Raw genomic sequence first — 16,326 nt, forward strand, 5'->3', positions numbered from 1 at the left:
CACGAGGAGTAAGGCCCGACCATGGCCACACCCAAGCGCAGAATGTCGCGCTCGAACACCCGCAGCCGCCGCTCGCAGTGGAAGGCGGAGAAGACCGAGCTCGTCGGCGTGACCGTGGCCGGCCAGAAGCACAAGGTGCCGCGCCGGCTGCTCAAGGCCGCTCGCCTGGGCCTCATCGATCTCGACCGTCGCTAGCCACATTGCCCGCCCGCTTCCCGGGCCGCGTCCGCGCGTATCGTCGCGCGACGGAGATCTCGGGATATACCCGGCGCGCCTCTCAGGCCGCTCTCAGGCCCTAGGACGAAACTAGTGGCCGTGCGCATTCTTGTCGTCGACGACGATCGCGCGGTCCGCGAGTCGCTGCGCAGATCGCTCTCTTTCAACGGCTACTCGGTCGAGTTGGCGAACGACGGTGTCGAGGCACTGGAACTGATCGCCAGCGATCGACCGGACGCGCTCGTGCTGGACGTGATGATGCCGCGCCTCGACGGTCTCGAGGTCTGCCGCCAACTGCGCAGTACCGGCGATGATCTGCCGATCCTGGTGCTGACCGCCCGCGATTCGGTGTCCGAGCGGGTCGCCGGCCTGGACGCCGGCGCCGACGACTACCTGCCCAAGCCGTTCGCCCTCGAGGAGCTGTTGGCCCGGATGCGGGCGCTGTTGCGCCGCACCAAACCCGACGATGACGCCGAATCGGTGGCCATGCGGTTCTCTGACCTCGCGCTGGATCCGGTGACCCGGGAGGTGACCCGGGGCCAGCGCCGGATCAGCCTGACCCGCACCGAGTTCGCGCTGCTGGAGATGCTGATCGCCAACCCGCGCCGGGTACTCACCCGCAGCCGGATCCTCGAGGAGGTCTGGGGTTTCGACTTTCCCACCTCGGGCAATGCGCTCGAGGTGTACGTCGGGTACCTGCGCCGCAAAACGGAGGCCGACGGTGAGCCGCGGTTGATACACACGGTCCGCGGTGTCGGCTACGTCCTGCGGGAGACGCCGCCCTGATGATCCGGTCCCAACGACGTCGGCACGCGCCGTTGCGAGCCCCCAGTTCGTTATCGCTGCGGTGGCGGGTGATGTTGCTGGCGATGTCGATGGTGGCGATGGTCGTGGTGTTGATGGCATTCGCCGTCTACGCGGTGATCGCGGCCGCGCTGTACAGCGACATTGACAACCAGCTGGACAGCCGCGCCCAGCTGCTGATCGCCAGCGGTTCGCTGGCCGCCGACCCGGCCAAGGCAATCGAAGGCACGGCGTATTCGGACGTCAACGCGATGTTGGTGAACCCCGGGCACTCGATCTACACGGCTCAGCAGCCGGGGCAGACTCTGCCGGTGGATTCGCCGGAGAAGGCGGTGATCCGTGGCGACTTGTTCATGTCCCGGCGCACCGCATCCGACCAGCGCATCCTGGCCATCCATCTGCCCAACGGCAGCTCGCTGCTGATCTCCAAGAGTCTCAAGCCCACTGAGGCGGTGATGACGAAGTTGAGGTGGGTGCTGTTGATCGTCGGCGGTATCGGCGTCGCGGTGGCCGCAGTGGCCGGCGGGATGGTCACCCGGGCGGGGTTGCGGCCCGTTGCCCGATTGACCGAGGCCGCCGAGCGGGTGGCCCGTACCGACGACTTGCGGCCCATCCCCGTGTTCGGTAGTGACGAATTAGCCCGGCTCACTGAAGCTTTCAACTTGATGCTGCGCGCGCTGGCCGAGTCGCGCGAGCGTCAGGCGCGACTGGTCACCGACGCCGGGCACGAGTTGCGCACGCCGCTGACGTCACTGCGAACGAACGTCGAGCTGCTGATGGCGTCCATGGAACCGGGTGCCCCGCGGCTTCCCGAACAGGAAATGATCGAGCTGCGCGCCGATGTACTCGCCCAGATCGAGGAACTGTCCACGCTGGTAGGCGATCTGGTCGACCTGACCCGCGACGACGCCGGCCAGGTGGTGCACGAGCCGGTCGACATGTCCGAGGTCATCGACCGGAGTCTGGAGCGAGTTCGACGGCGGCGCAACGACATTCACTTCGACGTCGACGTGATTCCGTGGCAGATCTACGGCGACGCCGCGGGGTTGTCCCGAGCGGCGCTGAACCTGATGGACAACGCGGCCAAGTGGAGCCCGCCGGGCGGCCGAGTCGGGGTGCGGATGCGCCAGCTCGATCCCACACATGCCGAGTTGGTGGTCTCCGACTATGGCCCGGGCATCCCGCCACACGAGCGGCGCCTGGTCTTCGAACGGTTCTACCGGTCGACGCAGGCGCGGGCGATGCCCGGTTCCGGCCTGGGCCTGGCGATTGTCAAGCAGGTGGTGCTCAACCACGGCGGCATGCTGCGGGTGGAAGACACGGTTTCGGGCGGCCATCCGCCGGGAACATCGATCTACGTGCTGCTCCCGGGCCGGCCGCTACCGGTGTCGACCTACCCTGCCGCCGGGGGCGAAGCCCACCACGAAGCCATGACGGACCCCGCCGGGAACGCCGCGGCGAACTCTCGGGATACGACGAACGTTATCTCAGTGGACTCTCAGTCCGCGCGCGCAAGGTAGTTGCAGTTACTGTTGGAAATCGAGCGAAGTCGAGCTCGATAGCACCCATTTAGAGGAAGAGCGACTTAGCGACATGACGAATGACCCGAGGTATTCGCCACCGCCGCAGCAGCCGGGATACCGCAGCGCGCCTAACCAGCCCTTTGAACCCGGAATGGCGTCCGCGTACGGCCAGGGGCCGCAGCAATCGTTCAATCAGCCTTACGACTGGCGATACCACCAGGGCCAGCCTCCGCAGACGACGCAATACCGGCGGCCGTACGAACCGTTCGGCGACACGGGGTCGGGCGCGGTCCCCGGTGGCACCGGGCCTGGCCGAATCCCCGGCGGAACCGGTGGCGGGCCGATCCCGGGTGGCACCGGTGTGGGTCCGATCCCCGGGGGCACGGGTGCGGGTCCGATACCCGGCATGCTGCCGCCGATGGGCCCGCCGCGTGGCCCGCAGAAGCGATCCCGCGCCGGCCTGCTGGCCGTGGGCGCAGTCGCGATCGCGGTGGTGTCGGCTGGTATCGGCGGCGCGGCGGCCACGGTCGTCGAGCTCAACACGCACTCCACAATCGCCAGCGGCACCGGCAAATCCTCGGGGGCCACGCCCGGCGTTCCCGCGGCCAACATGGCGCCCGGGACCGTCGAACAGGTCGCCGCAAAGGTAGTGCCCAGCGTCGTGATGCTGGAGACCGACCTCGGGCGCGCCTCGGAAGAGGGCTCCGGCATCATCCTGTCCTCCGATGGGCTGATCCTGACCAACAACCACGTCATCGCGGCCGCTGCCGGCCCGCCGCGGGCGCCGGGCGGACCCGGCGGACCGCCCTTGCTGCCCGGCGGACCGGGGGGACCGGGTAACCCCACCCCGAAGACAACGGTCACCTTCTCCGACGGCCGCACCGCACCGTTCACGGTGGTGGGAGCCGATCCGACCAGTGACATCGCCGTCGTCCGGGTGCAGGGCATGTCCGGACTGACCCCGATCGCGATGGGCTCGTCATCGGACGTGCGAGTCGGGCAGCCGGTGATCGCGATCGGCTCGCCACTGGGTCTGTCGGGCACGGTGACCACCGGAATCATCAGCGCGTTGAACCGGCCGGTGTCGACGACCGGCGAGTCCGGTAACCAGAACACGGTGCTGGACGCGATTCAGACCGACGCCGCGATCAACCCGGGTAACTCCGGTGGCGCGCTGGTCAACCTGAGCGGGCAGCTAGTCGGGGTCAACTCGGCGATCGCGACCTTGGGCTCCGACTCGCCTGACGCCCAAAGCGGCTCGATCGGGCTGGGCTTCGCAATTCCCGTCGACCAGGCCAAACGCATCGCTGACGAGTTGATCAGCAGCGGCAAGGCCACCCACGCCTCGCTCGGTGTGCAGGTAACCAGCGACAAGAGCACACCTGGCGCCAAGGTGGTCGACGTCGTGCAAGGCGGTGCAGCCTCCAACGCGGGTCTGCCCAAGAATGTGGTGGTCACCAAGGTCGATGATCGCCCGATCAACAACGCCGATGCCCTGGTCGCCGCCGTGCGGTCCAAGGCGCCCGGCGACAAGGTAACGCTGACCTACTCCGATCCCGGCGGCGGTAGCCGGACCGTGCAGGTCACCCTCGGCAAGGCGGATCAGTGATGAGAGTCGATGAGCCCATCTCGGAGCTCGGATATACGGTGGCACCCATGGAAACGGGTGCGGAATTGGTAGTCGGCCGGGCGCTGGTTGTCGTGGTCGACGATCGCACCGCGCACGGCGATGAGGACCACAGCGGGCCGTTGGTCACCGAGCTGCTGACCGAGGCCGGATTCGTGGTCGACGGTGTGGTCGCGGTGGCGGCCGACGAGGTCGAGATCCGCAATGCGCTGAACACCGCGGTGATCGGCGGCGTCGACCTGGTGGTGTCCGTCGGCGGGACCGGCGTCACCCCGCGTGACGTCACGCCGGAGGCGACGCGGGAGATCCTGGACCGCGAAATCCTGGGCATCGCCGAGGCCATTCGGGCCTCTGGGCTGTCCGCCGGGATCATCGACGCGGGATTGTCGCGCGGTCTGGCCGGGGTGTCCGGCAGCACGCTGGTGGTCAACCTCGCCGGATCGCGGTACGCGGTGCGTGACGGGATGGCGACGTTGAATCCGCTCGCGGCCCAGATCATCGGGCAGCTATCGAGCCTCGAAATCTAAACGTCGCCCAGCGGTCGGGTCGCGTTACTGCGACTCGGCGTCGGCGCGGGGCCCGTACTCGGGCGGCGGTGTGGTGCCGATCCCGCCGTGTCTGCCCGACGAGGTGGCGCCGTTGGTCTGGGCGAGCAGGTCGCGGATCTCGGTGAGCAACACGATCTGAGCGTCGTCGGCCTGCTCCACCTCGCCGCGCTTACGAAACGTGTTGTACGGCAAAACAACTAGGAAGTACACCACCGCGGCGACCAACACGAAGTTGATCGCGGCCGACAGCAAGATATTCAGGTCGATGGTCTGCCCGCCACCGATGCTGATCTTCAGGATGCCGACGTCGGACTGCTGGTTGACCCCGATGCGATTAATCAGGGGCTGGATGATGCTGTCGGTGAACTTTGTGACCAACGCGGTGAACGCAGTACCGATGACCACCGCGACGGACAGGTCGACGATATTGCCCCGCGCGAGAAACTCCTTGAACCCCTTGAGCATTCCGACGTCCTTTCTGAGCTGGACACAGTCTGCTGCGGGTGTGGCGTCGGAGCCAGGCACTTCAGTGCAGGGTGAGGGTCACCGTCTGCCCCAAGACCGAGCCGGCCACCGTATTCGCCACGCGAGCCGGCAGCGCAACTAACACTACGCGGTCACCGTCGGCGGACTGGGCTTTCTGCCGGGGCGACACGAGCACCACGACGGCATCGGTCGCCACCACTTTGCTGACCGCCGGCGTGCTCGGGGCCGGGTCGGCCGGCGGTGCGGCCAGCACATCGACGACGTCGCCCGCGCGCACGAGATCGATCAGCGCGCCGTCGGCCAGGTGTAGCGGCACGATCCGGGCCCCCGGCCCGGCCGTCACCTCGGCAAGCCTGCTGCCCAGCAGCCGGACGTCGGTGAGTACCTCGCCGCGGCGTGTCGGACTGGTCAGCGTGGATCCCAGCACCATGCTCAGGTCGGCCTGTGAACCGTCGGGAAGCGTTGTTGCCAAGCGGCTTTCGACCCGCACATCGTCGGGGGTCAACGCGGTGCCGGGGGGAAGGTCGTGGGTCGCCACTACGGCGTCGGCCCGCTCACCAGCCGGATCCGGACGCAGTGCCGCAACGCCCGCCAACACGACAAGCCCACCCGCAACCACGCGGCGAGCCAACACGGTGCGGGTCCAGTCGGGGCGCAGCGACACCGACAACCGGCGCAACAGCGTTGGATTCAGCGACGATTCGCCCACGCCGTCACGGTAAGTGCCACGCGGCTCCGAGGCCGCCGGTCAGCGATTGGGTCTGTGGATAACTAGCTTGCCGCGGCCGCTGCGGATGACGCTGACGACTTCTCGCTGGAGCCGGACTTCTCGCTGGAGCCGGACTTCTCGCTAGCGCTCGACTTCTCGCTGGAGCTGGAGCTCTCGCTGGATCCGTTGGTCGACGAGCCGTTACTCGAGGCTGGCTTCTTGCCCGACTCTCGGCTGTCGGTGCGGTAGAAGCCGCTGCCCTTGAACACCACGCCCACGGAGTTGAAGAGCTTGCGCAGGCGACCCGCACACTTCTGGCAGGTGGTCAACGCGTCGTCGGTGAAGGCTTGCACCACGTCAAAGCGGTCGCCGCACGCGGTGCACGCGTAGCTGTAGGTCGGCACTGAAAACCTCCGTCAAATAAGTCTCGTTAGCACTCTACAGTGCACGAGTGCTAAAACAGCCATGAAATCCATCTCATTCCCCCGTGTACAGCGCGACGAGTCCCCGGCCTGGAGTGACCACGTGGGTCATCGGCACGTCGTGCGGATCGGCCGGCAGCTCGTCGACGAACTCTTCGTCGCGCACCACCGCGATCAGGCGGGCCTGCGGGTTCCTGCCGTCCAGCGAGCGGTCGTAAAAGCCCCGGCCCCGGCCCAGCCGCGTGCCCCGACGGTCGACGGCCAGCGCGGGCACGATCACCGTTTCGGCCTCCGCGAACGCGGACTCCGGCAACCACGGCTCGGGCGGCTCGAGCAGCCCCCACCGGCCGAAGACCAGCTGACCCGGGCGGTACACGCCCCACCGCAGCCGCATCGGTGTGCCGTCGCCGGTGGTGCGGGCAACCGGCAACAGCACCCGGCGTGCGCGCGCCAGCAACATGTCCAGCATCGCCACCGATCCCGGCTCGGTGCCGACCGGAACGTACGCGCAGACGGTGCTGGAGCTACTGACCGCAAGCGCCAACTGCTCGTTGAGCTTTTGCGCTTCAGCGGCGCGGATCTCCTCGGCAACGCCACTGCGGGCCGCCAAGACCTGCTCGCGCACCGCGGCTTTGGCCGGGGCTGTCATGTGTCAACGATGACAGGACGGGAATTCGGCCTGCCATGCGGCGGAGGCAAAGCCTATGAGCGCTAAGGTGTGAACGATGTCACGGCCAGATGAAGTACCGATCCCGTACACGGCGATCGTCCCGGCAGCCGGTCTGGGCACCCGCTTCTTGCCGGCCACCAAGACGGTGCCGAAAGAGTTGCTGCCCGTGGTCGACACGCCGGGTATCGAACTGGTCGCCGAAGAGGCCGCCGCCGCGGGTGCCGAGCGGTTGGTGATCATCACCTCCGAGGGCAAGGACGGCGTCGTTGCGCACTTCGTCGAGGATCTGGTGCTCGAGGGCACCCTCGAGGCGCGGGGCAAGAAGGCCATGCTCGACAAGGTGCGACGGGCACCGCAGCTGATCAAGGTGGAGTCGGTGGTGCAGGCCGAGCCGCTCGGGCTCGGACACGCGATCGGCTGCGTGGAGCCCACGCTGACGCCCGATGAGGACGCCGTCATGGTGCTGCTGCCCGACGACCTGGTGTTGCCGACGGGTGTGTTGGAGACGATGGCCAAGGTGCGCGCCGTGCACGGCGGCACCGTGCTGTGCGCCATCGAAGTCACGCCGGAGGAGATCAGCGCCTACGGCGTGTTCGACGTCGAGCCGGTGGCCGGTGCCGACAATCCGGACGTGCTCAAGGTCAACGGGATGGTCGAAAAGCCCAAGGCCGAAGACGCCCCGTCGATGTATGCCGCGGCGGGCCGCTACGTCCTGGACCGTGCCGTTTTCGGCGCGCTGCGCCGCATCGACCGGGGGGCCGGTGGCGAGGTGCAGCTCACGGACGCGATCGCGTTGTTGATCAAGGAGGGCCACCCGGTTCACGTCGTCGTGCACCGCGGATCTCGACACGACTTGGGAAATCCCGGCGGCTACCTCAAGGCTGCGGTTGACTTTGCATTGGATCGTGACGACTACGGCCCGGAGTTGCGGCGGTGGTTGGTGGCGCGATTGGGCCTGAACGAGCAGTAGCCGGCCACATGCCGGGCTGGTGGACGGTCGGCGATCGGACTCGGTCCGTGTACCGGGATCGATACGGCGCCCGTCAAGGTTGACGGCAGGGAGGCGCGGCCAATGCGTTCGGTGGAAGAACAGCAAGCCCGGATCACGGCGGCGGCGGTAGCCCCGCGACCGATACGTGTTGCCATCGCGGAGGCGCAGGGGTTGATGTGCGCCGAAGAGGTGGTGACCGAGCGGCCGCTGCCCGGCTTCGACCAGGCGGCGATCGACGGCTACGCGGTACGCAGCGTGGACGTGCTCGGGATTGGCGAAGTGGCCGGTGATCTGTCGCTCGACGAAACCGGCGAGCCGATGGCTGACGACGACAATGTGGGCGGCCTGGTCCTGCCAGTGATGGGAACGATCGAGGCGGGTGCTCGTACGCCCAGCCGGCTGCAGCCGCGGCAGGCCGTGCGTGTGCAGACCGGGGCGCCGCTGCCCACGCTGGCCGACGCGGTACTGCCGTTGCGCTGGACCGACGGCGGCACCTCGAAGGTGCGGATCCTGCGCGGGGCGCCGTCCGGTGCCTACGTGCGGCGCGCCGGCGACGATGTCCAGCCCGGCGACGTCGCGGTGCGGGCGGGCACGATCATCGGGGCGGCGCAGGTGGGTCTGCTCGCCGCGGTCGGCCGGGAGCGGGTGCTGGTCCATCCGCGGCCGCGGGTGTCCATCATGGCCGTGGGCGGCGAGCTGGTCGACATCTCGCGAACACCGAGCAACGGCCAGGTCTACGACGTCAACTCGTATGCCCTGGCGGCGGCGGCCCGGGACGCCGGCGCGGAGGTCAACCGCATCGGCATCGTGTCCAACAACCCGAACGAACTGGGCGAGATCGTCCAGGGGCAGATCAACCGCGCCGAGGTCGTGGTGATCGCCGGGGGAGTCGGGGGGGCGGCCGCTGAGGCGGTGCGGGTAGTGCTCTCCGAGATGGGCGACATGGAGGTGGTCCGGGTCGCGATGCATCCCGGTTCGGTGCAGGGATTCGGGCAGCTGGGCCGCGAGGGGGTGCCGGTGTTCTTGCTGCCGGCCAACCCGGTCAGCGCGCTGGTCGTCTTCGAGGTCATGGTCCGTCCGCTGATCCGGCTGTCGCTGGGCAAACGCCAGCCGATGCGTCGCATCGTGCAGGCCCGGACGCTCTCGCCGATCACCTCGGTCGCCGGGCGCAAGGGCTACCTGCGCGGCCAGCTGATGCGTGATCAGGACAGCGGCGAGTACCTGGTGCAAGCGCTGGGCGGGGGACCGGGAGCGTCGTCGCACTTGCTCGCGACGCTGGCTGAGGCAAACTGTCTAGTTGTGGTGCCCAGTGGGGCCGAACAGATCCGAACCGGTGAGATCGTCGACGTCGCGTTCCTGGCCCAGCGCGGCTGATCCCGACGACTGCGCACGCTCGTGAACCTTTTGCGCCCCACCTCGCGTCATCCCGGTTGGCCCTCGTCCGTGGGGCCGCTGCGGGTCGCGGCCGGCGTGATCCGGTTGCGGGCGGTGCGGATGCGCGACGGAGCCCAGTGGAGCCGCCATCGATTGGCCGACCGAGCCCACCTGGAGCCGTGGGAGCCCACCGCGGAGGGGGATTGGACGGTCCGGCACACCGTCGCGGCCTGGCCGGCATTGTGTTCCGGGCTGCGTGCCGAGGCTCGTAACGGCCGGATGCTGCCCTATGTGATCGAGCTCGACGGGCAGTTTTGCGGGCAGCTGACCATCGGCAATGTCACGCACGGGGCGTTGCGTTCGGCGTGGATCGGCTATTGGGTAGCCAGCTGCGCGACCGGAGGTGGGGTGGCGACGGGTGCGCTGGCGCTGGGCCTCGACCACTGTTTCGGGCCGGTCATGCTGCACCGCGTGGAGGCGACCGTGCGCCCGGAGAACGTGGCGAGCCGGGCCGTGCTCGCGAAGGTCGGGTTCCGCGAGGAGGGCCTGCTGCGTCGTTACCTCGAGGTGGATCGGGCGTGGCGCGACCATCTGCTGATGGCCATCACCGCCGAGGAGGTCTACGGATCGGTGACCTCGACGCTGGTCCGTGCAGGGCACGCCCGCTGGGCGTAGTTGTTGAGTGCTGGTGTCGCGCGCGCGTGCATCGCCCCGTGCTGGGCCCCGAGATTTCCGCCAACCGTGCCGCCCTGCGGAATCGCAACCACCGGCAATCGCGGCGGGGGTCGACGCGCCGCCGCGGGGAAATCGCAATAAATATGTGGCTAACGTGACATATGTGGCGTGTGATGCTTGATCGATGCAAATTACAGGTGTGTAATTGCCCTGGTCAACGGTCCCGGCCGCGCAGGTCACCTCGTGGGGGAGTCCGGCCAGAAGGAGCAGGTCATCATGCCAAGCATCCCGCAGTCGCTGTTGTGGATCTCTCTCGTGGTGCTCTGGTTGTTCGTGCTGGTCCCCATGCTGATCAGCAAGCGCGATGCGGTGCGACGCACCAGCGACGTGGCGTTGGCCACCCGGGTGCTCAACGGCGGCGCTGGATCGAGGTTGCTGCGCCGCACCGGCCCGGCCGCAGGTCACCGCAGCGACCCGCACTGGAAGCCCGAAGCAGACGCGCCCGACGACGCGCTGGATGACACCGAGGACGGTCACGACGCCGAGACCGAGGAGCTGCGTCCCGCCCGGCCTGTCGTGATGAAGATGCCGGTTGCCGAGCCGGCCCAGCCCGACTACCTGGACGTCGACGTCGTCGAGGACTCGGGTGCCCTGCCCGCCGGCGCGGGCGCCGAGGTCACCGAACCCGTGCTCGCCCCGGTCGACGAAGACGACCTCGACGAGGCCCACGACGAGGCGGATGACGAGGACGACGAGACCGCTGAAGATCACCTCGACGACGAGTACGAATACGTCGAGGACTCGTCGGGGCTGGAGCCCGAGGCCGAGGACGAAGACGCGGGTGTGCGTGAGCGCGTCGTTCCGGCGAGCGCGCAGCGCCGGCGCCGCTTCGACACCAAAACCGCCGCCGCTGTCACCGCGCGCAAGTACGCCTTCCGCAGGAAGGTGCTGTTGGTGATGGCCGTCATGCTGGTCGGTTCCGCGACGGCCGCGTTCGAGATCGCTGCGACCGCGTGGTGGTTCTGCGGCTTCGCCACCGCGATCACCGTGCTCTACCTTGGGTATCTGCGCCGCCAGACCAGGATCGAGGAAAAAGTGCGGCGTCGCCGCGCGCAGCGGATGTCCCGCGCGCGCCTTGGTGTCGAGAACGCCCGCGATCGCGGCTACTACGACGTCGTCCCGTCCCGGCTGCGCCGCCCCGGCGCGGTGGTCCTGGAGATCGACGACGAAGACCCGATCTTCGAGCATCTCGACTACGCGATGCCTGCGCAGAACTACGGCTGGCCGCGGGATCTGCCGCGCGCCGTCGGCCAGTAGCGCTGCAGCCTCTTCCACCTCCCGAACGACCGGCCAGCCGGGCTGAAGGGGCCGAGCGCCCGGCTGGCGGGGCATTGGGCACCGAACACGCCAGTGCTCGGGGTGGCTGGCAGTGATGGCGGCTCGTCCGAACTGGTAGCCTGCTAGCGGTCAGGGGCTATGGCGCAGTTGGTAGCGCGACTCGTTCGCATCGAGTAGGTCAGGGGTTCGATTCCCCTTAGCTCCACCAGCAAAACCGCTGTTCACGTGGCGGCCAGCTTTAGTGCGAGGCCACGTCCGCATCGTCGGCCTGCTCTTCGATAGGACGATCGACGATGCTGCCCATCCGATGGCTATCGACCCTGGAGCCGAGACCGCGCCCATCGGATCCAGGACGCCTTTAACGGCCAGTGCGGAGACCCCCGGTGGATGATTGGTCGATTGGCGGGGTAGCGACCGGACAGTCGCGCGAGGAGAGCGAACGGTGTCTCACTCGCTGCCGTGGCTGATTGCAAGTCGCCTTACGCTCGTTTTCGGTCTGGTGTCCGGCTGGCCGTCATGTCCTGCATTGCGACGAAATACTTGCTCCGCCAAAGGGAAGCATCGATCGGGTCGTCAATCGTGACCGTTCCTTCGCCAAAGGTTTCGTGAACCTCGAGCGCGAGGGCAAGCTGTGCAACCATGCTGGGCAGCGTTCGTGTGTACCAGAGTTCACGCAGGGCGGCCAAGTCACAGACATTCTTGAGGTCATAGGCGAGACTCAGGACTTCGCGGTCTTGGTCTGCATGTTCGGCCTGCATCGCTGCGAGCATTCGTTCGACCTGAACAACCGAGCGCTGCTGTTTCACCAGCTCGCCTACCAGCTTCCATACGGTCGCAACGGGATCCATGCAGAAAGGGCCCGATTCGTTCATGTCGGGCATCTCCATCGCTTCATTCCCCTCTCGCCCCCCTCTCGCCCCCCTCTCGCCGGACCGGGTCTGCCATCGCTAGCGGGATAGCCGGGCGTTCCGACGCCGATAGAAGAGTCACCTGGCGTTTGCCACTTCGGATGCTATTGCGGGCTGGGCACCTTGTGAGAATATGCGCTTGCATATTCGATAGTCACTATTTGCGTGCTCTTGTGTGGATCGTTGCCTGCGTGAGATGAGCGCGCGCCGCTTGCGGGTAGCACGAAGCTCGCCGTAGAGCGCGAGGATGTTGACTGGCTAGGCTGGCGTGACGTCGACGGATGTGTGCGACCGGAATCGCTGCACGGACCCCCGGAAGGTTTCGACGGACTCCAGCGGCGCCGACGCCAGTTCGGCGGCGATCATGGCCTGCCGTTTGAACGCGCGGGCGGCAGAGCTGAGCCGATGTTGGACCGCTCCGGCCTCGCTGCCGAGTCCATCCGGCCAGTCATTGCCCAATATGGCCGTTGCCGCATAGCTGTGCAGCGTTGCCTCCATGAAATAATGTCTAACGGGCCAATTTTGGCGGCACAGAAGCGAAGACACGATGATCGCGTTCGGTCTCCGCGGATCACTGCACAGACACTCGGGGACCGTCAGTGGTGTGGCTTTGGCGCCCAGGATCCGAAATGACCGGTTCTCGCACGGCGCCGGCAAGTGCACCGTGACGTCCCAGCCCCGTTGCGACCAGTCATAAATCAGTCCGCCGGCCGCGCAGATAACCTCGGATTCACCAGCCCCGAGCACCATGAGGTGGTGCCTGGCATCAGGGGCGCGTAGGGGTGCCGGCTCGTCGAGCCTACCGATGATATTTTGCGGGCTCGTCGCTGGGGTCATCTGACTACAGGAATCGTTTGGGGTGGGCCCTGGCGCGCTACGTCCCTGAGTGGCAAAACTGTGCGGGCCAAACCCTCACCCCCGCCATTGCTTTCCGGTAAACCAAAATCCATCCTCGTCTTCATCGGTGTTCGCCTCCTGTCCGCGTCGTATTCGGGGCCTGGACGCCGCTCGGAGTTGGGATCGGGGTTCCGTCCAATCTGCATGCGGGCACTTGGCTTAGGTGTTTCGTGATGGCCTGTGCGAGCATAATGACAATGAATATTATCATTTCCGAGAGCGCGGATATCCGCACGCCAAATCGGCGCCCCTCCGGTCTGAGGACGTGCGGTGAATTTCTCGCCGGCCGCCACCGATACGACGTCGGTTGTCGACCAGTGCCCGAGGCGATGACATGAGACCACTGCCGCAGCTCACCCCGTGGAATCAGTGGTTCTGGACGTCGGGCCAGGACGGCAAGCTACGCATCCAGCGCTGCACCGAATGCGATACATATGTGCACCCTCCGGTGCCGATTTGTCCGTCGTGCCGGTCCACGGCGTCTGGAGTCCAAGTGGTCTCGGGCCAGGGGACCGTGGTGGGCTATACCGTTAACGAGCATCAGTGGCTGCCCGGATTCGAGCCGCCCTACGCCATCGCCGTGGTCGCCGTCGACGAGTGCGCCGAGGTACGTCTGACAACTAACATCGTCGGCTGCCTGACCGAGGAAGTGCATGTCGGGCAGCGGGTTACGGTGTGTTTCGAAAACGTCGACGACGTGTGGATCCCCTTGTTCAAGCCCACGGGCGCTACCGACGAGCGTGACCTACTCGGCCCTCCTTCCCCTCCCGCGCCGCGGGTGGCGCTCGCGGCGAAGCGATTCGAGCACCGATCCGTGATATCAGGCGTCGGCCGATCCGCAAGCGGGCGTCGCCTGATGGTCGATCCGCTGTCGCTCGCCGTCGACGCCTGCTTGGCTGCGGTCTCCGACGCGGGTTTGGAACTTGCTGACATTGACGGTCTTTCGACATATCCCGGCCCGGTGGGCATGGGTATGAGTGAAGGAGGGGTCGCCGCGGTCGAAGAGGCGCTGCGACTGCAGCCAACGTGGATTAACGGCGGCATGGAGCTGCCCGGTCAGGGCGGTGCGATCATCGCGGCGATGATGGCGGTGGCTTGCGGTCTGTGCCGACACGTCCTGTGCTTCCGCACCGTCTGGGAGTCGACGTTTGCCGCACTTCGCCTCCACGGCGGGGGCGGACGGGTTACGGGGCAACAGCAGTGGTCGCTGCCTTTCGGCGCGGCGTCGGCGGCCAACTGGATCGGCGTGAACGCCAACCAGTATCTACATCGATACCGTGCGGATCGGGAACTCTTCGGCATGATCGCGGTGAATGCGCGACGCAATGCGGCGCTCAACCCGCTGGCCATCTACCGCGAGCCCATGACAATGGACGACTACTTCGCCGCGCGGCCTATCACGTCACCATTCGGACTGTACGACTGCGACGTTCCTTGTGACGGTGCGATCGCCGTCGTGGTCTCCGATGCTTCCGTTGCGGGTGACTTGCCACGCCCGCCGGTGCGCTGCGAGGCGGTCGGAACGCAGGTCGCCGAACGTATTTCGTGGGATCAGGGCACCCTGACGCACGAACCTCAAGTCATCGGTCAGGCCGCGCATTTGTGGAGTCGCACTGATCTTCGCCCCAAGGACGTCGATCTCGCGCTGCTGTATGACGGTTTCACGTTCAACTGCGTGTCGTGGCTCGAGGCGCTGGGGTTCTGCGAATTCGGTGAGGCTCAGCCGTGGTTGGACGGCGGTCGGCGCATCGCACTGGACGGCGAGCTGCCGTTGAACACCCACGGCGGTCAGCTGTCCGAGGGCCGTCTACACGGATTCGGGTTCGTCTACGAGGCGGTCTTGCAATTGCGCGACCAAGCCGGTAGCCGTCAGGTCAAGGACGCACACACCGCTGTCGTAAGTACCGGCGGCGGCGTCCCATCCGGCGTCATGCTGCTCCAGCGCGCGACCTGAGGCCATAACGTCATTCAAACGCGATGACGCTGCGGATGTTCTTGCCGGCGCGAAGGTCTTTCATCGCCTCGTTGATGTCGTCGAGTTTGTATTTCTGGGTGACCAGCTCGTCGAGCTTGATCAGGCCCGCTTCGTACATCGACAGCAGTTTCGGCATGGCTTCGCGCGGGTTCATCTCGCCGTAGAGCACGCCCTTGAGCGTCTTGCAGGAACTCACCATGTCCGCGAGGAGCATCGGCACCATCATCTCGGTGAGCTTCGCCATTCCCGTCACCACGCAGGTTCCGCCCTTGCGCAACAACATCATTGCCGTGAATATCATGTCGACCGGCACTACGCCGGGGGTGAGGACAACCCGGTCGGCCATCACGCCCCAGGTGATTTCCTTAACCGTTTCTAATGCCGCACCGGCGTCCGCAGCAGTGTGGGTGGCTCCGAACGTCGGCGCCATCTCACGTTTGAACTCGTTGGGGTCGACGGCGATGATGTGCCTGGCGCCGGAGACCTTGGCTCCCTGCACGGCGTTCATGCCGATGCCGCCGACTCCTATCACGACAACGGTGTCGCCCGCTTGGGTTCCGGCGGCGACCGATCCTGACCCGAATCCCGTTGTTACCCCGCATGACACGAGAGAGGCGGCCGCTAAGGGGATCCAGTCGTGCACCTTGACCAGCGAGCGCTCGGATGCGACCACGTATTCGGAGAACGTGCCCACCTGCATCATCGCCATGAGGTCCTCGTCTCCGAGGTGGCGACGCCTGGTGCCGTCGGTGGTCATCGCCTTGCTGTAGATGTCGGCTCCCACGTCGCACAGGTAGGTGTAGCCGGTGGCGCACCAGCGGCAGCTGCCGCAGGCGGGCAAAAAGGAGATAGCCACGTGATCGCCGGGTTTCAGCGTCGTCACCTCAGGACCGACCGCCTCGACGACACCGGCGCCCTCGTGGCCACCCAGCATCGGAAACCATTCGGGCACGGGAACGCCGGACGCCCGCATCATGTCTTCCATCTCGGCGGTCGGTACGCTGTCACCGGTGTAGAAGTGCTCGTCGGAGTGACACACTCCGGCGTAGGCCATCTTCACCAGCACTTCGCCCGCATGCGGTGGATCGAGTTCGACGTCGGTGACCTCCCAGTCCATACCGACACCGCGCAACACTGCTGCCTTTGACTTCATTGTCAATTCT

17 protein-coding genes and 1 tRNA gene are annotated in these 16,326 nt (G+C 66.7%); 11 read left to right on the plus strand and 7 right to left on the minus strand.

The window, feature by feature from the left end:
- Positions 1-21 precede the first annotated feature (21 nt).
- From rpmF to G6N33_RS17340, 5 genes are all read left to right on the plus strand, one after another.
- Positions 22-195 (plus strand): 50S ribosomal protein L32, encoded by a 174-nt coding sequence (rpmF, locus tag G6N33_RS17320; protein ID WP_036471323.1) that lies wholly within the window; start codon positions 22-24, stop codon positions 193-195.
- A 120-nt stretch (positions 196-315) separates the two neighbouring features.
- On the plus strand, positions 316-1,002 hold the full coding sequence (gene mprA / locus G6N33_RS17325; protein WP_044512336.1) for a two-component system response regulator MprA: 687 nt from the start codon (positions 316-318) through the stop codon (positions 1,000-1,002).
- A complete protein-coding gene (locus G6N33_RS17330) occupies positions 1,002-2,540 on the plus strand; it encodes a HAMP domain-containing sensor histidine kinase (RefSeq protein ID WP_101528101.1) in 1,539 nt (512 codons plus the stop codon). Before mprA ends, G6N33_RS17330 begins: the two co-directional genes overlap by 1 nt.
- A 73-nt stretch (positions 2,541-2,613) precedes the next feature.
- Complete coding sequence (locus tag G6N33_RS17335) at positions 2,614-4,152, plus strand: S1C family serine protease (RefSeq protein WP_101528102.1); 1,539 nt, start codon at positions 2,614-2,616, stop codon at positions 4,150-4,152.
- Positions 4,152-4,697 (plus strand): MogA/MoaB family molybdenum cofactor biosynthesis protein, encoded by a 546-nt coding sequence (locus G6N33_RS17340; RefSeq protein WP_044508018.1) that lies wholly within the window; start codon positions 4,152-4,154, stop codon positions 4,695-4,697. Before G6N33_RS17335 ends, G6N33_RS17340 begins: the two co-directional genes overlap by 1 nt.
- 24 nt (positions 4,698-4,721) lie before the next feature.
- Here G6N33_RS17340 and mscL read toward each other — a convergent pair whose 3' ends face one another.
- The 4 genes from mscL to G6N33_RS17360 all read right to left on the minus strand — a co-directional run bounded on the left by mscL (position 4,722) and on the right by G6N33_RS17360 (position 6,984).
- A complete protein-coding gene (gene mscL, locus G6N33_RS17345; RefSeq protein WP_044508015.1) occupies positions 4,722-5,183 on the minus strand; it encodes a large-conductance mechanosensitive channel protein MscL in 462 nt (153 codons plus the stop codon).
- A gap of 61 nt (positions 5,184-5,244) precedes the next feature.
- The gene (locus G6N33_RS17350) at positions 5,245-5,913 is read right to left on the minus strand and encodes an SAF domain-containing protein (RefSeq protein ID WP_044508013.1); all 669 of its coding nucleotides are present in this window, start codon (positions 5,911-5,913) and stop codon (positions 5,245-5,247) included.
- A gap of 62 nt (positions 5,914-5,975) precedes the next feature.
- The gene (locus G6N33_RS17355; RefSeq protein WP_044508011.1) at positions 5,976-6,317 is read right to left on the minus strand and encodes an FmdB family zinc ribbon protein; all 342 of its coding nucleotides are present in this window, start codon (positions 6,315-6,317) and stop codon (positions 5,976-5,978) included.
- Between the two features lie 73 nt (positions 6,318-6,390).
- Positions 6,391-6,984, minus strand: coding sequence for a 5-formyltetrahydrofolate cyclo-ligase (locus tag G6N33_RS17360; RefSeq protein WP_044508009.1), 594 nt, complete (start codon positions 6,982-6,984; stop codon positions 6,391-6,393).
- Positions 6,985-7,060: 76 nt separating this feature from the next.
- Between G6N33_RS17360 and G6N33_RS17365 the strand changes: the two genes are divergently transcribed.
- The 5 genes from G6N33_RS17365 (at position 7,061) to G6N33_RS17385 (ending at position 11,591) form a co-directional block, all read left to right on the plus strand.
- On the plus strand, positions 7,061-7,975 hold the full coding sequence (locus tag G6N33_RS17365; protein WP_101528103.1) for a UTP--glucose-1-phosphate uridylyltransferase: 915 nt from the start codon (positions 7,061-7,063) through the stop codon (positions 7,973-7,975).
- A gap of 102 nt (positions 7,976-8,077) precedes the next feature.
- Positions 8,078-9,370, plus strand: a complete 1,293-nt coding sequence (gene glp, locus G6N33_RS17370; RefSeq protein ID WP_101528104.1) for a molybdotransferase-like divisome protein Glp — start codon at positions 8,078-8,080, stop codon at positions 9,368-9,370.
- Positions 9,371-9,391: 21 nt separating this feature from the next.
- Positions 9,392-10,045 (plus strand): GNAT family N-acetyltransferase, encoded by a 654-nt coding sequence (locus tag G6N33_RS17375; protein WP_044508007.1) that lies wholly within the window; start codon positions 9,392-9,394, stop codon positions 10,043-10,045.
- Between the two features lie 276 nt (positions 10,046-10,321).
- Positions 10,322-11,362 carry a divisome protein SepX/GlpR gene (sepX, locus tag G6N33_RS17380; protein WP_044512333.1) on the plus strand — a complete coding sequence of 347 codons (1,041 nt, stop codon included), beginning with the start codon at positions 10,322-10,324 and terminating at the stop codon, positions 11,360-11,362.
- 153 nt (positions 11,363-11,515) lie between these two features.
- A tRNA-Ala gene (locus G6N33_RS17385) sits at positions 11,516-11,591 on the plus strand.
- A 271-nt stretch (positions 11,592-11,862) separates the two neighbouring features.
- Here the strand turns inward: G6N33_RS17385 and G6N33_RS17390 are convergent.
- Together G6N33_RS17390 and G6N33_RS17395 are read right to left on the minus strand one after the other, a co-directional pair.
- Positions 11,863-12,270 (minus strand): hypothetical protein, encoded by a 408-nt coding sequence (locus G6N33_RS17390; RefSeq protein WP_044508006.1) that lies wholly within the window; start codon positions 12,268-12,270, stop codon positions 11,863-11,865.
- A 279-nt stretch (positions 12,271-12,549) separates the two neighbouring features.
- Positions 12,550-12,789: a hypothetical protein gene (locus tag G6N33_RS17395; protein WP_155945904.1), complete on the minus strand. Its 240-nt coding sequence runs from the start codon at positions 12,787-12,789 to the stop codon at positions 12,550-12,552.
- A gap of 733 nt (positions 12,790-13,522) precedes the next feature.
- Between G6N33_RS17395 and G6N33_RS17400 the strand changes: the two genes are divergently transcribed.
- Positions 13,523-15,142 (plus strand): thiolase C-terminal domain-containing protein, encoded by a 1,620-nt coding sequence (locus G6N33_RS17400; protein ID WP_044508002.1) that lies wholly within the window; start codon positions 13,523-13,525, stop codon positions 15,140-15,142.
- A 10-nt stretch (positions 15,143-15,152) separates the two neighbouring features.
- Here G6N33_RS17400 and G6N33_RS17405 read toward each other — a convergent pair whose 3' ends face one another.
- Complete coding sequence (locus tag G6N33_RS17405) at positions 15,153-16,316, minus strand: NDMA-dependent alcohol dehydrogenase (protein WP_044508000.1); 1,164 nt, start codon at positions 16,314-16,316, stop codon at positions 15,153-15,155.
- Between the last annotated feature and the right edge of the window lie 10 nt (positions 16,317-16,326).

It is taken from the genome of Mycobacterium simiae (assembly GCF_010727605.1).
Lineage (GTDB): Bacteria > Actinomycetota > Actinomycetes > Mycobacteriales > Mycobacteriaceae > Mycobacterium > Mycobacterium simiae.